Source organism: Enorma massiliensis phI, from assembly GCF_000311845.1.
GTDB lineage: Bacteria > Actinomycetota > Coriobacteriia > Coriobacteriales > Coriobacteriaceae > Enorma > Enorma massiliensis.
The window spans coordinates 412,640-428,114 of the sequence record NZ_HE978575.1 but is presented as its reverse complement, the minus strand read 5'-3'; the positions used below and the strand labels follow the sequence as shown (position 1 = coordinate 428,114).

The 15,475-nt window shown below is 60.4% G+C and carries 16 protein-coding genes; 9 read left to right on the top strand and 7 right to left on the bottom strand.

The genetic code is table 11. The features are described 5' to 3' along the window. Positions 1–49 precede the first annotated feature (49 nt). The 3 genes from HGEM_RS08570 to HGEM_RS08560 all read left to right on the top strand — a co-directional run bounded on the left by HGEM_RS08570 (position 50) and on the right by HGEM_RS08560 (position 4,323). Positions 50–1,261, top strand: a complete 1,212-nt coding sequence (locus HGEM_RS08570; protein ID WP_051008506.1) for an ATP-binding protein — start codon at positions 50–52, stop codon at positions 1,259–1,261. Between the two features lie 378 nt (positions 1,262–1,639). Next, positions 1,640–2,254: a TetR/AcrR family transcriptional regulator gene (locus tag HGEM_RS08565; RefSeq protein WP_019129022.1), complete on the top strand. Its 615-nt coding sequence runs from the start codon at positions 1,640–1,642 to the stop codon at positions 2,252–2,254. A gap of 173 nt (positions 2,255–2,427) precedes the next feature. After that, positions 2,428–4,323 (top strand): oleate hydratase, encoded by a 1,896-nt coding sequence (locus tag HGEM_RS08560; RefSeq protein WP_019129021.1) that lies wholly within the window; start codon positions 2,428–2,430, stop codon positions 4,321–4,323. Positions 4,324–4,562: 239 nt separating this feature from the next. On the opposite strand, the gene HGEM_RS08555 is transcribed toward HGEM_RS08560, so the two are convergent. Next, positions 4,563–5,042 (bottom strand): hypothetical protein, encoded by a 480-nt coding sequence (locus HGEM_RS08555; protein WP_019129020.1) that lies wholly within the window; start codon positions 5,040–5,042, stop codon positions 4,563–4,565. 216 nt (positions 5,043–5,258) lie between these two features. Here HGEM_RS08555 and HGEM_RS08550 point away from each other — a divergent pair, with 216 nt between their 5' ends. Then, a complete protein-coding gene (locus HGEM_RS08550) occupies positions 5,259–5,645 on the top strand; it encodes a helix-turn-helix domain-containing protein (protein ID WP_019129019.1) in 387 nt (128 codons plus the stop codon). A gap of 97 nt (positions 5,646–5,742) precedes the next feature. Here HGEM_RS08550 and HGEM_RS08545 read toward each other — a convergent pair whose 3' ends face one another. The 5 genes from HGEM_RS08545 to HGEM_RS10510 all read right to left on the bottom strand — a co-directional run bounded on the left by HGEM_RS08545 (position 5,743) and on the right by HGEM_RS10510 (position 9,737). Then, a complete protein-coding gene (locus tag HGEM_RS08545) occupies positions 5,743–7,152 on the bottom strand; it encodes a DHA2 family efflux MFS transporter permease subunit (protein WP_019129018.1) in 1,410 nt (469 codons plus the stop codon). 2 nt (positions 7,153–7,154) lie between these two features. Then, a complete protein-coding gene (locus HGEM_RS08540) occupies positions 7,155–7,682 on the bottom strand; it encodes a MarR family winged helix-turn-helix transcriptional regulator (RefSeq protein WP_019129017.1) in 528 nt (175 codons plus the stop codon). 658 nt (positions 7,683–8,340) lie between these two features. Continuing rightward, positions 8,341–8,751, bottom strand: coding sequence for a TIR domain-containing protein (locus HGEM_RS08535; RefSeq protein ID WP_019129016.1), 411 nt, complete (start codon positions 8,749–8,751; stop codon positions 8,341–8,343). A gap of 16 nt (positions 8,752–8,767) precedes the next feature. After that, a complete protein-coding gene (locus HGEM_RS10515) occupies positions 8,768–9,106 on the bottom strand; it encodes a hypothetical protein (RefSeq protein ID WP_230197256.1) in 339 nt (112 codons plus the stop codon). 73 nt (positions 9,107–9,179) lie between these two features. Beyond that, entirely contained in the window at positions 9,180–9,737 is a 558-nt protein-coding gene (locus tag HGEM_RS10510) for a caspase family protein (protein WP_230197255.1), read from the bottom strand. A gap of 276 nt (positions 9,738–10,013) precedes the next feature. Between HGEM_RS10510 and HGEM_RS08525 the strand changes: the two genes are divergently transcribed. The 4 genes from HGEM_RS08525 to HGEM_RS08515 all read left to right on the top strand — a co-directional run bounded on the left by HGEM_RS08525 (position 10,014) and on the right by HGEM_RS08515 (position 11,982). Further along, positions 10,014–10,301, top strand: coding sequence for a transposase (locus tag HGEM_RS08525; RefSeq protein ID WP_019129014.1), 288 nt, complete (start codon positions 10,014–10,016; stop codon positions 10,299–10,301). A 68-nt stretch (positions 10,302–10,369) separates the two neighbouring features. Continuing rightward, the gene (locus HGEM_RS10265) at positions 10,370–10,798 is read left to right on the top strand and encodes an IS3 family transposase (protein WP_230197267.1); all 429 of its coding nucleotides are present in this window, start codon (positions 10,370–10,372) and stop codon (positions 10,796–10,798) included. A 26-nt stretch (positions 10,799–10,824) separates the two neighbouring features. Then, positions 10,825–11,211, top strand: a complete 387-nt coding sequence (locus HGEM_RS10260) for an IS3 family transposase (RefSeq protein ID WP_230197254.1) — start codon at positions 10,825–10,827, stop codon at positions 11,209–11,211. 432 nt (positions 11,212–11,643) lie between these two features. Continuing rightward, a complete protein-coding gene (locus HGEM_RS08515; RefSeq protein WP_019129012.1) occupies positions 11,644–11,982 on the top strand; it encodes a PTS lactose/cellobiose transporter subunit IIA in 339 nt (112 codons plus the stop codon). A 72-nt stretch (positions 11,983–12,054) separates the two neighbouring features. Here HGEM_RS08515 and HGEM_RS08510 read toward each other — a convergent pair whose 3' ends face one another. Continuing rightward, the gene (locus tag HGEM_RS08510; RefSeq protein WP_019129011.1) at positions 12,055–13,101 is read right to left on the bottom strand and encodes a LacI family DNA-binding transcriptional regulator; all 1,047 of its coding nucleotides are present in this window, start codon (positions 13,099–13,101) and stop codon (positions 12,055–12,057) included. A 387-nt stretch (positions 13,102–13,488) separates the two neighbouring features. Between HGEM_RS08510 and HGEM_RS08505 the strand changes: the two genes are divergently transcribed. Next, a complete protein-coding gene (locus HGEM_RS08505; RefSeq protein ID WP_019129010.1) occupies positions 13,489–15,363 on the top strand; it encodes a lactose/cellobiose PTS transporter subunit IIB in 1,875 nt (624 codons plus the stop codon). Positions 15,364–15,475 lie beyond the last annotated feature (112 nt).

Sequence of the window (15,475 nt, the reverse complement as noted above, 5' to 3'; positions counted from 1 at the left end):
AAGATATTTCCTTGGTTTATCCATTTGGGTGGACAGATTGGACTCGCTCATGACAAACCAGCCGGTCATCGTCCCGCGCCCTCAGGCAACTGATTGGCTTCTCCGCTGGAAGGACCGTGACGTCATCAAAGTGGTGACCGGCCTGAGGCGTTGCGGTAAGTCGACCGCGCTCAAACTGGCCCAGCGAGTCCTTGTCGAATCCGGCGTGAACGAGAGGTCAATCGTCTCGATCGATCTTGAGCGCCTGGGCTTTGCCGCCCCCACCACGCCGCAAGAACTCTACGATTACGTCGTCGCCCGCATCAGCTCCCCGAGCTGCTACGTGTTTATCGACGAGCCCCAGCGCGTCAAGGGCTTTGAGCGAGCAGTCGACGCGCTGTATGCGCGCGAAGACTGCGACGTCTACGTCACCGGCTCGAACTCCGATCTGCTCTCGAGCGAGCTTGCCACGCTGCTTACCGGCCGTTATGTTGAGTTCCGACTCCTGCCGCTCTCGTTCGCGGAGTATCGTGGTGCCCGCGCCGCCTTTACGGACGACGCGGACGATACCGAGCTGCTCAACCGCTATCTCTCGCTGGGGGGCATGCCGTACGCCTCCCTACTGCCCGCCGAGGACGTGTCCGAGTACCTTGACGGTGTGCTCAACACCGTCCTCGTCAAAGACGTGGCGACGCGGCACCCCCGCATCAGCATGCCGGTCTTGCGCGCGCTTCTCGCCTTTCTCGCCGATAACGTTGGAAATCGCTTCTCGCTCAAAACGGTCGCGGACACGCTGACGGCCAACGGCTCAAAAGTCTCCCCGACCACCGTCAGCGAGTACCTCAACGCGCTCATGGAGTGCTACCTCATCTTCAAGGCCGACCCCTATGACGCCAAGGGTCGGCGCCTGCTGCAGCAGGGGGGAAAGTACTACCTCGGCGACCTTGGCTTCAGACACCTGCTGCTCGGACGCGACGGCAGCGACCTCGGGCATCGCGTGGAAAACGTCGTGTATCTAGAGCTGCTGCGGCGCTATCACTCGGTGCGCGTAGGGCGCGTGGGAGATCTGGAGGTCGACTTCGTTGCCGAGCGAGAGGGCAAGCCGCATTACTATCAGGTCGCGCTGTCCGTACTGGACGAGGCGACGCTGCGTCGCGAGCTGCGTCCGTTCGAGCTGCTGGGGGACGCCTACCCCAAGACGCTGCTCACCCTGGACCGCATCGGCGCGACGGACCATAACGGCATTGAGCAGCGCAGCCTCGTTGATTGGCTGCTGAAATAAGTTGGGAGGGCGCTCCTCGGCAGCAGCGCCGCAGCGTTCGTGCGTGACGCGCACCAGCGCAGACTCGTGAAACTTAAGACGCGAGCGAAGTTGAGCGCACGGTCGGTCTACGCGTGGCAGACATCCGCACCCGAAGAGAGCCGTTCCGCGCCCGCATCAAACCAACAGTAACTGTACGCCGACGCCATATTCCCATTTTTCTCCCGCGCAGTACGTGGGGAGCAATTTCAAACGAGTCTCTTCTAGATTCTAGGATTCCTGCCCAAACCAGCGTGTCCGCCATCCGATATGGCCAGCTCTGTTTGTGCCACCACCGTTGTCCGCAAATTCCCCTCACGCGCACGGGTATACGGAGAGAAACGACCACCGGGAGGGCACATGCCAAGTCAGCTCACTAAACGCGCGCTCGAGGAGTCGCTCAAGCGCCTTTTGCTTACGAAGCCCCTGAACAAGATCACCATCGCAGACATCACGAGCGACTGCGGCATCAGCCGCATGACGTTCTACTACCATTTCCAGGACATCTACGACCTGGTCGAATGGGCGTGCGAAGAGGACGCCGCACGAGCCATCGCCGGCAACAAGACCGCGGGCACCTGGCAGACCGGCCTTCTTGACACGTTTCTCGCCCTGCGCAAGAACAAGCCCTTCATCGCGAGCATTTATCACGACATGAGCCGCGAACAGGTTGAACGGTTTCTCGTCCCTGTGGTGAGCGACCTGGTGAAAAGCGTGGTCGACGAGCATGCAGCACGAAGGCATGTGCGCGAGCAGGACAGGGACTTCATCGCGCGCTTCTTCGCCCATGCGCTCATCGGGACGGTTCTGGACTGGATCGCCCGAGACATGCGCGACGACCCGCAGCAGCTGGTGCAGCGCGTGGCTACCATCGCAGACGGCGCCATCGAAACCGCGCTTGACCGGCTCGAGATCCCCGGCGGCTACGTCGCCGGAAGCGAGGGGAGCGTTCCGGAAGGGTCTGCCGCTCCGTAGGAACGCGATACGGGCACCTCGCCCGCCTTTCTCGCCCATCTGTACAATCCGGCCGTATTGATAAGAAACCGTACAGAGGCACGGCACTGTCTATGGTGCGCCGCCCATCGCAGCTCCACCATGGAATGAGACGCACGGGACACGCCCGATGCGCACGTTAGAAAGGTGCTGCCATGTACTATTCAAGCGGCAACTACGAAGCATTTGCTCGCCCCAAGAAACCCGCGGGCATCGATCACAAGAGCGCCTACATCGTGGGCACGGGCCTCGCGGCGCTCTCCGCGGCGTGCTACCTCGTTCGCGACGCCCAGATGCCAGGCAAGAACATTCACATCTTCGAAAAAGACAGCGTGCCCGGCGGCGCATGTGACGGCCTCGACATTCCCGGCCTTGGCTACGTCATGCGCGGAGGTCGCGAGATGGACAACCACTTCGAGGTGATGTGGGACCTCTTCCGCTCCATCCCTTCCATCGAGACCCCCGGCGTTTCCGTTTTGGACGAGTATTACTGGCTCAACAAGGAAGACCCCAACTACTCGCTCTGCCGCGCAACGAAGAACCGCGGGCAAGACGCGGGATGCGCCGGGAACTTCGGCCTCTCGGACAAGGCGGCTATGGAGATCATGGAGCTCTTCTTCACACCCGACGAGAAGCTCTACGACCGTCCCATCACCGACTTCTTTGACGACGAGGTGCTCTCCTCCAACTTCTGGATGTACTGGCGCACCATGTTCGCGTTCGAGAACTGGCACTCCGCGCTCGAGATGAAGCTCTATATCAAGCGCTACATCCACCATATCGCCGGGCTGCCGGACTTCTCGGCCCTGCGCTTCACCAGGTACAACCAGTACGAGTCGATGATCTTGCCCCTCATCGAATACCTTAAGGCAGCAGGCGTGCAGTTCCACTTCAACACGAAGGTCGAGGACATAAGGTTCTCCATCGGAGGCGGCGCGGGCCCGGTGCGCCCGCACACTGGCACCGGCCAGGACACCATCCAGCGCATCCAGCAGGCAGCCTTCCCGCGCAACCCCTACAGCTCGCCCGCGAAGAAGGTGGCGACGCGCATCGTGCTGAGCCAGGCGGCAACGAGCGGCGAAGCCGAACCCGGCGCGACCACGGTCATCGACCTCACCGAAAACGACCTCGTCTTCATCACCAACGGCGGCTGCGTCGAAAACTCCACCATGGGCGCGCAGGACAAACCCGCTGCATGGAAGCCCGAGCTTGCCCCTGGCGGCGGCTGGGATATGTGGCGCCGCATCGCGGAACAGGACCCCAGCTTCGGTCATCCCGACACCTTCTGCGGCGACCCCGAGAAGACCAAGTGGATGAGCGCTACGGTGACGACCCTCGACGGCGAGATCCCGCCCTACATCCAGTCGATCTGCAAGCGCGACCCCTTCACCGGCCATGTGGTCACCGGCGGCATCGTAACCTGCACCGACTCAAACTGGCTCCTGAGCTGGACGCTCAACCGCCAGCAGCAGTTCCGCGACCAGCCCAAGAACGAGCTGTGCGTGTGGGTGTACGGCCTCTTCCCCAACGAGCCCGGCAACTACGTGAAAAAGCCCATGTGCGACTGCACCGGCGAGGAGATCTGTCAGGAGTGGCTCTATCACATGGGCGTTCCGGAGGCGCGCATCGCCGAGCTCGCCGCCAACCATGCCAACACGGTGCCCGTCATGATGCCCTACATCACGGCGTTCTTCATGCCGCGCGCCGCAGGCGACCGCCCCGACGTGGTGCCCGACGGTGCGGTCAACTTCGCCTTCATCGGCCAGTTTGCCGAGACACCGCGCGACACCATCTTCACCACGGAGTACTCCATGCGCACGGGCATGGAGGCCGTCTACACACTCTGCGATGTTGACCGCGGCGTGCCCGAGGTATGGGGAAGCGTCTTTGACGTGCGCGACCTGCTCATGGCAAGTGTGAAACTGCGCGATGGCAAGCCGATCACCGACATGAAGCTCGGTTTGGTCGAGCGATTCGCGCTCAAGGAAGCGCTCAAGAAGGTCAGGGGAACGGACATCGAGAAGGTGTTGAAGGAGTTCGAGGCGATCTAACGGGGATGGGCACGGCGCGCGGCGAGAGCTTGCCGCGCGCCAGCCTACGCTTCCGATTTCCCCCGCCTCTTCAATGATCACGGCCCTGTTTTCGCGTTACTTGGAGAAAACAGGGCCGAAATACTCCATTGCCAGAGAACATCAGGCGGATATTGCTGCGACCGGAAAGCGGGAGCTGTCTTCAGCGTTCTCGCTTTCGTAGCGGATGAGTGCCAGCGCGGCTTCTTTTCTCCCTGCCCTTACGGGCGCATCATACCCATGGCGCGATAGAGATCCTCGAAACCGAGCTCCTTACGGTCCCGACGGCGGTACCACGTCGCATAGGCATTCCAATCGGGCGCGAGAATGTGATTGCAGAGCAGAATCCACAGGGGAATGAACGGGATGAAGAGCAGCCCGGCAAACGAGAGCCACACAAGAACCCTGAGCTCCATATCCATGGAGAGCGGAAGTGCCAGAAGGATTACCAGGGCCAGCACTGCAGCCGCCGCATAGCCGATCATCCCGCGGATTTGCAGCTTCTTCGCTTTTTCGTATCCAGAGAGAATACGCCCGAGCAGCTGCGCGTGGCCGCGGCTGAAGGTCTGGAGCGCATAAGCCAGCATCTCGTTACGCTCCGCAGCCGAGGCGGCAACCCCCGCCGCAGTCGCCGCCTCTGAAAACCCGTCGGGCGCACGCAGCGGAGCATCGGACGCCCACTCGTAGAAATCGTGGTCCATGTACGTCTCTCCAAAATGTGAGGCGCTGACGTTCGCCAGCAGCAACCGTGCAGGTAGATTCAGATTCACGGCGACTACAGAGCTGTAACCGGGCCCGATGCCGCGCTAGATTGACGAATTGCCAACCGTTGTTGGTTGCTCCTGCGCCGCTCACGCAGTTCCATGGTCTCGCGCCCAAGCGGCGCGGACCGCGTAAACCGACCGAAAGGAACGGCCATGAACTTCAACGACCGACTCATCGACCTCAGGAGGAAACGGGGCCTCTCGCAGGAGCAGCTAGGGTACGAACTCGGCGTCTCGAGGCAGACAGTGTCGAAATGGGAGCTCGGGCAGTCGTACCCCGACTTCCAGCGGCTCGTCCTGCTATCGGACTACTACGGGATCGGCCTGGACGAGCTCGTGCGGGGAATCGACGTGGGCGATGTGCGCGCCCTCAACGAGTCCGACAAGCAGATCTCCTCAATCTACGCGGACGTGGAGCGGGGCAAGGAGGCGGTGCTTCGGGCCTGGCGGGCTTTCCTCGTCGTCGGGGGTGTCGTCCTGGCGCTCTTCGCCCTGGTCGTGATCTATGGGGTGTCTCAGGGCAGCCTCTTCGCAGGGTAGCCGGGTCGAGGGGCACGCATGACGACGGCGGGCGCGCTCCCGCCCGCCGCGCTCTTCTCGGCGCTTTGGAGGGCCCAGGGTCCGGCGGCAAGCCGGCCTATCGCACGGAACGCGTACGATTCTTGAAAGCGCCGAAGATTAGTGCCGCACAGACGGCTTCCGCCGCCGCAAAGACGACCACCAGCAGAAACGCCTGCTGGGTGCCCGCGGCCGTCGCGTTGGCCATGTGCGCAGGATCAATCGCCTGCGCGCTGGCGACGATCGTGGAGACGAACACCGTGCCGATCGCGCCCGCCAGCTGCTGCACCGTGTTGACGATCGCGTTTCCATCCGGGTTATGCTCGATGGGCAGGTGCGCCAGGCCGTTTGTCATGTTACCCGGCAGGTTCGCCCCCTTTCCCAACGAGTAGAGCACGAAGAAGAGAACGATGAGCGGCCCGGTAAGCGTGGGCGCGAACGCGAAGAACAGGATTGTGGACGCGAGCGTGACCACGCACCCGCCGATAATCGAAAGCCCTGCGCCAAAGCGATCGTAGACGATGCCCGAAAGCGGCGCCTGAAGGGCGCCCGCGATGCATCCGGGCACCAGCAGGCAGCCCGCGGTAAACGCATCGATGCCAAGCGACAGCTGCGCGTAGTTGGGGATGAGGAACGCAAGCCCCAGTGTGCAGAACTGCACGAGGAGGATACCCGCGACCGAAAGGGCAAACACCGGGTCGCGCAGCACGCGCACATTGAGCAGGGCACCCGGCGTGGCAAGGGAGTGCCGGCAGAACAGCGCGATCGCGGCAGCTGCCACGACGAACAGGCCGAGCACAGACGGGCTCGCCCATCCGGCTGACGAGGCGCTGTTCGCGGCAAAGATGAAGCTGGCAAACCCGACAGCGAGCATGATGAGGCCGCAGACGTCGAGCGACGGGCGCCCCGACGTCGTCGACTGCCGAATGCAGGCGGCGCCCAGGGCAAACGACGCAGCCACCAGCGGCACGAGCACCCAGAACACCGCGCGCCAGCTTAGGACGCTCACGAGAAAGCCGCCGAGCGACGGGCCGATGGCGGGCGCCGTCGAGGTGATGAAGTTGGCGATACCGATCATAAGCCCCATGTTCTTGCGCGGCACCTGCTCCAAGATGATGTTGAACATGAGGGGCAGCGCTACGCCCGTGCCCACGCCCTGCACCAAGCGTCCGGCGAGCAGCACCGGAAAGGCGGGAGCCAGCGCCGCCGTCAGCGTTCCCGCCAGAAAGCAGGAGGCTCCCGCCACGAATAGCGCGCGCATGGTAAAGCGCCGACGCAGATACGAAGACATGGGGATGATGACCGACAGCACGAGCAGATAGCCCGTGGTAATCCACTGAACCGTCGCGGTATCGATGCCGAACTCCCGCATGAGAGACGGAAAGGTCACGTTCATAGAGCTCTCGACCACCACGCCCGAAAAGGACATGATGCCCGCCGCAATCACGGACGCGACGACGCGCCGCGGCAGCTTCCGGCTATCATCCACTCCTACTCCTCCGCACTTCCGCACGCCGCGGCCTTACGGCCCAAGCGCTCGTTCTGCCAGCGTGTGAGGTCGGCCTCCCCTACAACCTCAAGCAGCCGCTTGACAGTCCGAACCGTCACCTCGATGTCATGTTCGGTCACGCCCGCCTCGCCAAGAAGCAGGGCGGTGTACTCGTAGACCTCCTCGTACCAAACGCGATGCGTAGCGAGACCGTGTTCGGTCAGCTCAACCAACACCTCGCGGCCGTCCGTGGGGCTGGCAGACTTGTGCAGGTAACCATCCCGCTCGAGGTCGCACACCATGCGCGTCACGCCGGGACACGTGGTGCCCATATCGTCCGCGATGTCGCTCACGCGCACGGCGCGGCGCCTCGATGCATCTTCCTTGGCGTAGCCGCCCAGCTCATAGAGCGTGTCGAGCACGCGCGTCCTCCCGTTGGTGAGGTCAGGCGGCAGCTGCGGCATCATGCCGTCGATGCGACGCGCGCGCCGCAGCGTATCCATCAGCATCTTGAATGAGCGCCCGTTCATTTCTGTTCCTTCCGTCTCAAAAAATAATTATCTGTAGTAATTATCTTGAGTAATTATATACGGACGCACATAGGATGCGCCGACGAAGAAGTCTAGAGCGGCAGACAGTTCGATCGGTTCCTATCGGTCGGCCTTGCGACGAACGATCACTCGCCTCATGTGTTCAAACTGTCGCATGGCGAAGCCGGATTTCCCAACGAGGCCGGCGCAAGCATCCATCACAGATCGCCCTTGGCGCTCATCGCGCCACCTTCGGTCATTGGCTTAACCTTTTCCATGGCGGTTCCCGCGACCACAGAAGCGCACGCTGCTACCGTCAGTCCAAATGCACCTCACTTCGGCAGCCTTGCGCCCCCACAGCCATCGGTGAGCGAGGTTTTTGCAGTGGATTGTTTATAACCCACTTACTTCTGCTCGGTAATCAAATCGTGCACTTCCATAGCCTCTCGTCTACGTGGTGCACCACCGTCTCCCCGTTAACCGAAATCAGCCGCATTTCACGTGCCCGAGTTGAACTCAAATTGAACTCAACTTCAGTTTATCGGTTCGCGGTTATGTGTAATGCCCATAGCAATAAATGACAGTACGACTCCGAGTTCTTTTCACTCCTTTATGCTTTTCATAACAGAAGTAAGCGACGGTGAGCGTACAGTTTTCTCTAAACTGAGTAATCCCTTATTGCCTGAACCACACTGGAGGAGTTCCAGCCGACCATCACATCAGAGTTGTCTGCAACCTTTTTGGGAACCCTCTCCTGGCCCCAAGGCCGAACACCTATAATCGGCTTACCCATCTCAATTGCTGTATCTATCTCGAAGTCAATCCATCGGCTGTAGTTAACATACATCCCCGCAAGAATAACGACACAGCTGCATTTAGCAATTTGTGTTGAAATCTTTGTCTTTAACTCCCTAACAGAATTTGCGTCGAGGGGATCGTAAAACGGAACAGAGTAGTCGCTCCAGTAAAAGTAGGACGCATCATCCAGCCATTTCTTGACCGTCTCGTAAGGATCCGGGTATTTCCATGAATGACTAATAAACACGTGATAGGTTCTCAAACCAGCCATCGCAAACCCTTCCTATTTAGATTTTCCCATCTTTCACCAGCCGCCAATATTGCTTGCCCATGGGTGTCAAATGACAACTCCCGGAATTCATGGCCGCATAATACATGTGCTCTTCTCCGGTGGGGACAACTAAGCCAATCCCTTCAAGCTTTTGAAGAACGGAGAAGGTTTCCGTATTCGGTTGCTTCGCATAGGGCTCAACAACCTCATGAGGGCACCCAGGTGTGTTTGTAGGCTCAAACGATGGATCGAGTTGCACTTCAGAGCATTCCTCAGTAAACAGCTCCGCCAATCGCCGAATCGTCTTGATGTCTACTTGAGGAGTAACCTTCCGAATAGAGGTGAAATGGGACACGTTCGTCTTGAAAACAGGCCTTTGCTCCCAAGGGCCTAGAGCCTTATCGATAAATGCGTAAATCCCACCAGCACTAATTGCTCCAGTGATATCGGCAGCGCCCCCCTTTGAGGGCTTCTACCAGCAGCGAAGTAAACACTCCGTGTCCATCGATTTCCATCGATGTCTCGAATTCACGGCAGGCGGAAAGAATTGTAACTCCCTCGTTAATCACAGCAGTGTTTTGCCCGGAGGTTTTGATGTTCCCCATCTGTCCCGAATAACAGCTATCGAGGATAATGATTCTCTCTCGGCATTTCGACTGATTGGCAATCGTGAGCACTTCGTCTAACGATACGCCCCAATCATTAGGAGAGTAATCGGGAGTAACCAAATAACCACCGACGGAATCGATATACCCATGCCCAGAATAATAAAAGAGAGCCACTTCGCAATCTCCGTCGAAGCACTTCCTAATGTGCTCTCGAAGCTCCCCCTTAGTGGGCACGTCATCTTTCTTGAATACAGAGAAGTTTGGGTCTCCATTCTCGTTATTTGCAAGAAGGTCCTCTATCGCTTCTGAGTCATTGCGGCACCCCTGTAACGGGCAACCCGGATAATTGTCAATCCCTACGACTAGAGCCTTTCTCACAAGTCCCCCTTAACATATTTGATGACCGCGACATACCCAGGAACGGCCAAAACACCATCGAATTATCTTCCTTTATACCCGCGTTTCCAGTCGAGGTACTCCTCCTCGGAGATCTCCCCGGAGTCCCGCCTCGCGCGCATCGCGGTCCACGCCCTGACCGCCGCGTCGAGCTTCTGGGCGCCGGGTGCGTCGGGGTGAATCTGAATCTGCCCCATTCCCGTTGACACACGGACTTCCGTTTCGGCATGATGCCGTAAACGGGGAAAGGAGGCGGGGATGGGGAAACCGTCACCGAAGTACACCGCGGAGTTCAAGCAGCAGGCGGTGAGGCTGCACAGGGAGAGGGGCGGCACCTACGCCGAAACCGCCCGTGAGCTCGGGGTCGACCCGGGGAGCCTGTCGGACTGGGCCAGGAGGGCGGATGCCGCGCAGGCGCCGCCCGAGGACAACCCGTTCCAGATGGCGGAGGACCTCAGGCGCCTCAGGCGCGAGAACGAGCGGCTCAAGAGGGAGAACGAGATGCTTTTAAAAGCGAGCGCCTTCCTCGCCAGCAGGCAGCTGTAGGGGCCCAGGCGGAGGGGGCCAAGTTCGCTTTCATCCTTCTCAACGAAGGCTCCTGGAGCGTGTCCGAGATGTGCGCCGCGCTGAAGGTCACCCGCCAGGGCTGCTACGCGTGGAGGAGGAGGCCGCCCAGCGCGCACGACCTGCGCGATGCCGAGCTCGCGGCGAAGATCTCCGAGATATACGGGGCGAGCCGGGGAAACTACGGGGCGCCGAAGGTCTTCGCCGAGCTCAAGAGGGCCGGCGATCGGACCTCGCGCAAGCGCGTCGCGCGCCTCATGCGCGACAACGGCATGGTCGGAACGACGCGCGGCCGCGCCAGGAGGCCGAAGGGCGCGGCCAAACCGGCCGCGCCGCAGGCGAACGCGGCTCCCGACCTGGTCAAGCGAGGCTTCTCGGCGGACGGGCCGAACCGCGCATGGTTCGCGGGCATCGCCTACGTGCGCACGCACCGGGGATGGCCCTGCCTCGCCGTGCCATGGACATATGGTCGAGGATGATAGCCGGTTGGTCGATGTCCCCGCACATGACGGCCGAGCTCGCCGACGACGCGCTCAAGATGGCGATAGCGAGGCGGCGCCCGAAGAGGGGGTGCGTCCACCACGGCGACCACGGCCCTCAGTACGTGTCGCTGCTGCTGGGCGAGACGATGCGCGAAGCCGGCATCGGGCCCTCGATGGGGTCGGTCTCGCCCCCGTGGGACAACGCCGCGATGGAGTCGCTGATGGGCCTCATCAAGTCCGAGCGCGTGCACGCCCGCACGTTCGAGACGCGCGGGCGGGCAGCCCTCGAGATCTTCGAGTACATCGGGTGCTCCTGCAACCGGGTGCGGATCCACTCGGCGCTGGGGCACCTCAGCCCCGAGGAGTTCGAGGCGAGGCATATGGAGGGCGCCGCCAAAACGGCGGCGTAAGGATGTAAACGGAATCGGGGCAAATTCAGATTCAGGCGGACAGGCCGCCGACGAGCCCCGAGTAGGGGTTCAGTCGCTTCAAGGCGGAGTATTCCCATCCGCCCGAACGCCCACCCGGAGGGAATGTCGCCAAACATAGATCCGGGTGGGCGCTCGGGCAAATTCTACGTTTGGCTGGGAAGAGTATATCCCGTTCTGCCGGGGCGCTCGATCCATCACCTAAGTTCTAGACTGTCAGAAAAATAAACGATTTCCCACGTAAACAGCCGTACAAGACCGTTTACGGCAGTTTTTATGCCGCTCACACTGTAAATATCACGTTTCATCTTGTTTGGTTTTGTTGAGATGATATTGTTCCATTTGCCCGGATATTCCAACAGCAAGCAAAATTGCGTAACAAAATGAGCACGTGCTCATACTACGGGAGGAACCATGACATCAAAAGAAGAGATCTCGATGATCGGCTTTGAGATTGTCGCCTACGCTGGCGACGCCCAGACCGACCTAATCGCCGCATGCGAAAAGGCAAGCCAAGGCGACATCGATGGGGCGCGCGCCCTTCACGAATCTGCAAAGCAAGCTCTTATCGACGCCCACGACGTCCAGACCAGGCTTCTCTCCCAGGAAGCCGGAGGCGGCGAAATGGAGGTTACCTTCATCATGGTGCATGCCCAGGACACCCTGATGACCACCATGCTGCTTGAGAAGCAGACCAAGTTCACCATCGATGCCTACCAGCGCATCGCCCAACTTGAAGCCAGGCTCGCCTAGCGCAAGGCGCCATCAAGCTTTTGAGACAACCCAACTAATGAGGGGGCCGCTTCCGAGCGGCCCCATCTTCATCTATATGCGATCAGCCACGGTGCCGCGCTCGACCAGCTCGCCCGGCAAACGCACCGCCTCGACCTTTGATTCTCTCGATAGCTGGGAGAAGAAGTAGTCGAACGTCTTTCGACCACGCTCGCGCATGTCGAAGCGCACAGTGGTCAGGTCATTGTGGGGCACCATGCCCTGCATGGAATCGTCCACGCCTATAACGCTCACGTCTTCCGGTACACGCCTGCCATGGGCGCGCAGCGCCATGATGGCACCCATGGCCATTTGATCGTTGGCCGCGTAGAGCGCCGTCATCTCAGCGTCTTGGACGAGCTTCTCGCCAAGCTCGTAGCCGCTGTCCGCAGTCCAATCCCCGTGTAGGGGCTCAACGACTTCGAGCCCCGCGCGCTCCAGCGAGTCTCGCCAACCGCGCGTCCTGAAATCCGCCGTAATCGAGTCTTTGGGACCGGCCAGGTGCCTGATCTGCGTATGGCCGCGCGAGCGAAGGTGGTCGACCACAAGCTGCGAACACCCGTATTGATCGGAGTCGATAGTGGTGCAGCGCGGGTGCTCCTTCATGGAGATGATGATGGTGGGCAGGCCGTTGAGCGGCTCGAACTCGTCAAAATCCTCGATGGTCCTGTTGGTGTTGAACACCATGCCGTCCACGGGGAGTTCCGCCAGGCGACGCGCGGTGTCCCGCAGGCGCACGGACTCGCTCTCATCAAACTCGATCAAGGTGACGGCGTAACCGCACTCGCGGGCGGCGGACATAAGCCCCTCCAGCGTAGCGACGTTACCCGTATGGGTGATATCGAACATGCACAGGCCGATGCAGCCGTACTTGCCGCCGCGCAGCGACCTACCGGCAAAGCTGGGGTAGAAGCCAAGCTGGTCCATGGCATCCATAACGCGCCTTCGAGTCTCCTCGACCACGCACGCCTGCCCGTTGACCACGCGCGACACCGTCTGTCGGGAGACGCCGGCAAGCTTGGCGACGTCTGCCATGGACACCGCCCTGCCAGACTTGTGCACTGCGGAATCTACCGCCGTCATCTTGTTATCCCGTTCCATCCAACGGCTCCCCTCGTATTGCGCATGCTCTCAGATTGATGCTCGAATTGCTGTTCAAACTGCTGTTCTGGTAAATGTAGCATCAACCGAGTGCAGACTGAAGAGCACGCGCGCATTGGACGAAGGCTATCATCTTTTCCGCGCACCTCTGTCTACGTCTATCCCGCCGCTTGCCGCCGATAATCGACCGCTCGCATCCCTTTACCCCCGACACCCCTTGCACCGCTATCAACTTATGTTAACGTGCTCATTGTAGAAATGAGCACGTGCTCATAACGAGTAACATCCGGGCAAACATACTCGTAAGCAGCACAAGCTCGCCCTGGCAGCCATCTCTATCAGCACGTTTAGTGGCTGCAAAAGCAAAACCATGCAAACGGAGGGTCCATGGAAAAGCTCATAGCGTTCATCGAGAAAGGCAAGCCTTTCTTCAACGCCATCGCGCGCAACAAGTACCTCAAGGCAATTCGCGACGGCTTCATTTCCGTCATGCCCATCATCATCGTCTCCAGCATCTTTCTTTTGGTCAGTGCCGTCCCCAATGTCTGGGGCTTCTACTGGCCGGCAGAGATCAACGACGTTCTCATGAAGGCCTACAACTACTCCATGGGCATCGTCGGCATCTGCGCAGCGGCCACCACGGCCAAGCACTTCTGCGATGCGCAGAATCGCGACCTGCCCAAGAACAACCAGATCAACTTCATCTCGGTCATGATTGCATCGCTCATCGGTTTTCTGCTGCTCTCCAGCGACGCCATCAGCTTCACGGATAACGGTGTCTCCATCTCCGGCCTCGCCAACGGCTACATGGGTTCCAAGGGCCTGCTAACCGCCTTTATCTGTGCGTTCGCCACCGGCATCATCTACAAGTTCTTTATCAAGCGCAACATCACCATCAAGATGCCCGAACAGGTGCCGCCCAATATCTCCCAGACCTTCAAGGACATCATCCCCTTTGGCGTCTGCCTGCTCTTCTTCTGGGGCTTTGACTTTGCATTCCGCAACATCTTTGGCTTCTGCTTCGCCCAAGGCGTTATCCAGGTGTTCCAGCCGCTCTTCTCCGCGGCAGATGGCTATTTGGGCCTCGCCATCATCTACGGCGCCATGTCTCTCTTCTGGTTTGTAGGCGTCCACGGCCCCTCCATCATCGAGCCCGCAATCTCCGCCGCCCTCATCTCCAACCTCGAGCTCAACATGGCCATGTACCAGGCCGGCGAGCACGCAACCGCCGTCCTCACCAAACCGCTTCAGGATTTCGTCGTCGCCATGGGCGGCACCGGCGCCACGTTGGTGATCTGCTTCATGTTCGCCTTCCTCGCCAAGTCCAAAGAGATGCGCGCCGTGGGCCGTGCCTCAGCCGTACCGGTTTGCTTTGGCGTCAACGAGCCGTTCCTCTTCGGCGCTCCCATGGTCTTGAACCCCATCTTCTTCATCCCCTTCATCTTCGCGCCCATCGCCAATATCTGGATCACCAAGTTCTTCATCGACGTCTTGGGTATGAACGGTTTCATGTTCAGCCTTCCCTGGACCACCCCCGCGCCCGTGGGCATCGCCATGGGCCTGGGACTTCAGCCCCTTGCGTTCCTGCTCATCCCCGCCCTGCTGATTGTCGATTTCCTCATTTATTTCCCCTTCTTCAAGGTGTACGACCGTGAGAAGTGCGCCGAAGAAGCCGAGGCCGATCAGGCTGAGGTCGCACAGCGGGCCGCCCAGAAGCAAGCAGCCATGAACGCGGCGTTCCAGGGCAAGGCAGACACGGCAAGCGTCGCCACCGGTGCCGTCGCCCAGGCTGCCGCGAGCATGGCAGCAGAGAAAAAGCGTGCCGCTGGCCAGCCTATGGACGAAGAATCTGCGGGTAACACCACCCCCGCTGCATCTGATAACGCCGTTGCCAGCGCCTCGTCCAGCACTATCGCCGCTGCGAGCGACCCCTATGCAGCGCTCAACGGCCGTCGTGTCCTGGTCCTGTGCCAGGGAGGCGGAACCTCCGGCCTGCTCGCCAACGCGCTGGCCAAAGCTGCCCGCGAGCACGGCATCGACCTTGAGACCGCAGCGGACGCCTACGGCAGCCATCTGGACATCATGCCGGACTTTGACCTTGTTATCCTGGCGCCCCAGGCAGCGTCATACTTCGATGACCTCAAGGCCGACGGCGAGCGTATGGGCGTTGCCTGCTGCGTCACCCGCGGCAAGCAGTACATCGACCTCACCCGCGACGGCGAGGCATCGCTGGCATTTGTAGCCCAGCAGCTGGGCCTCTAGATCCCTGCGCGTGCAGTAGCGCACTCGAATAGAGCCCCCATTTCCGCGGTTCGGGAGCAGCGCCCTGCCGTCTTCTCCCGAACCGCTCCTAACCCCTTTCAGCCCTTCAAAC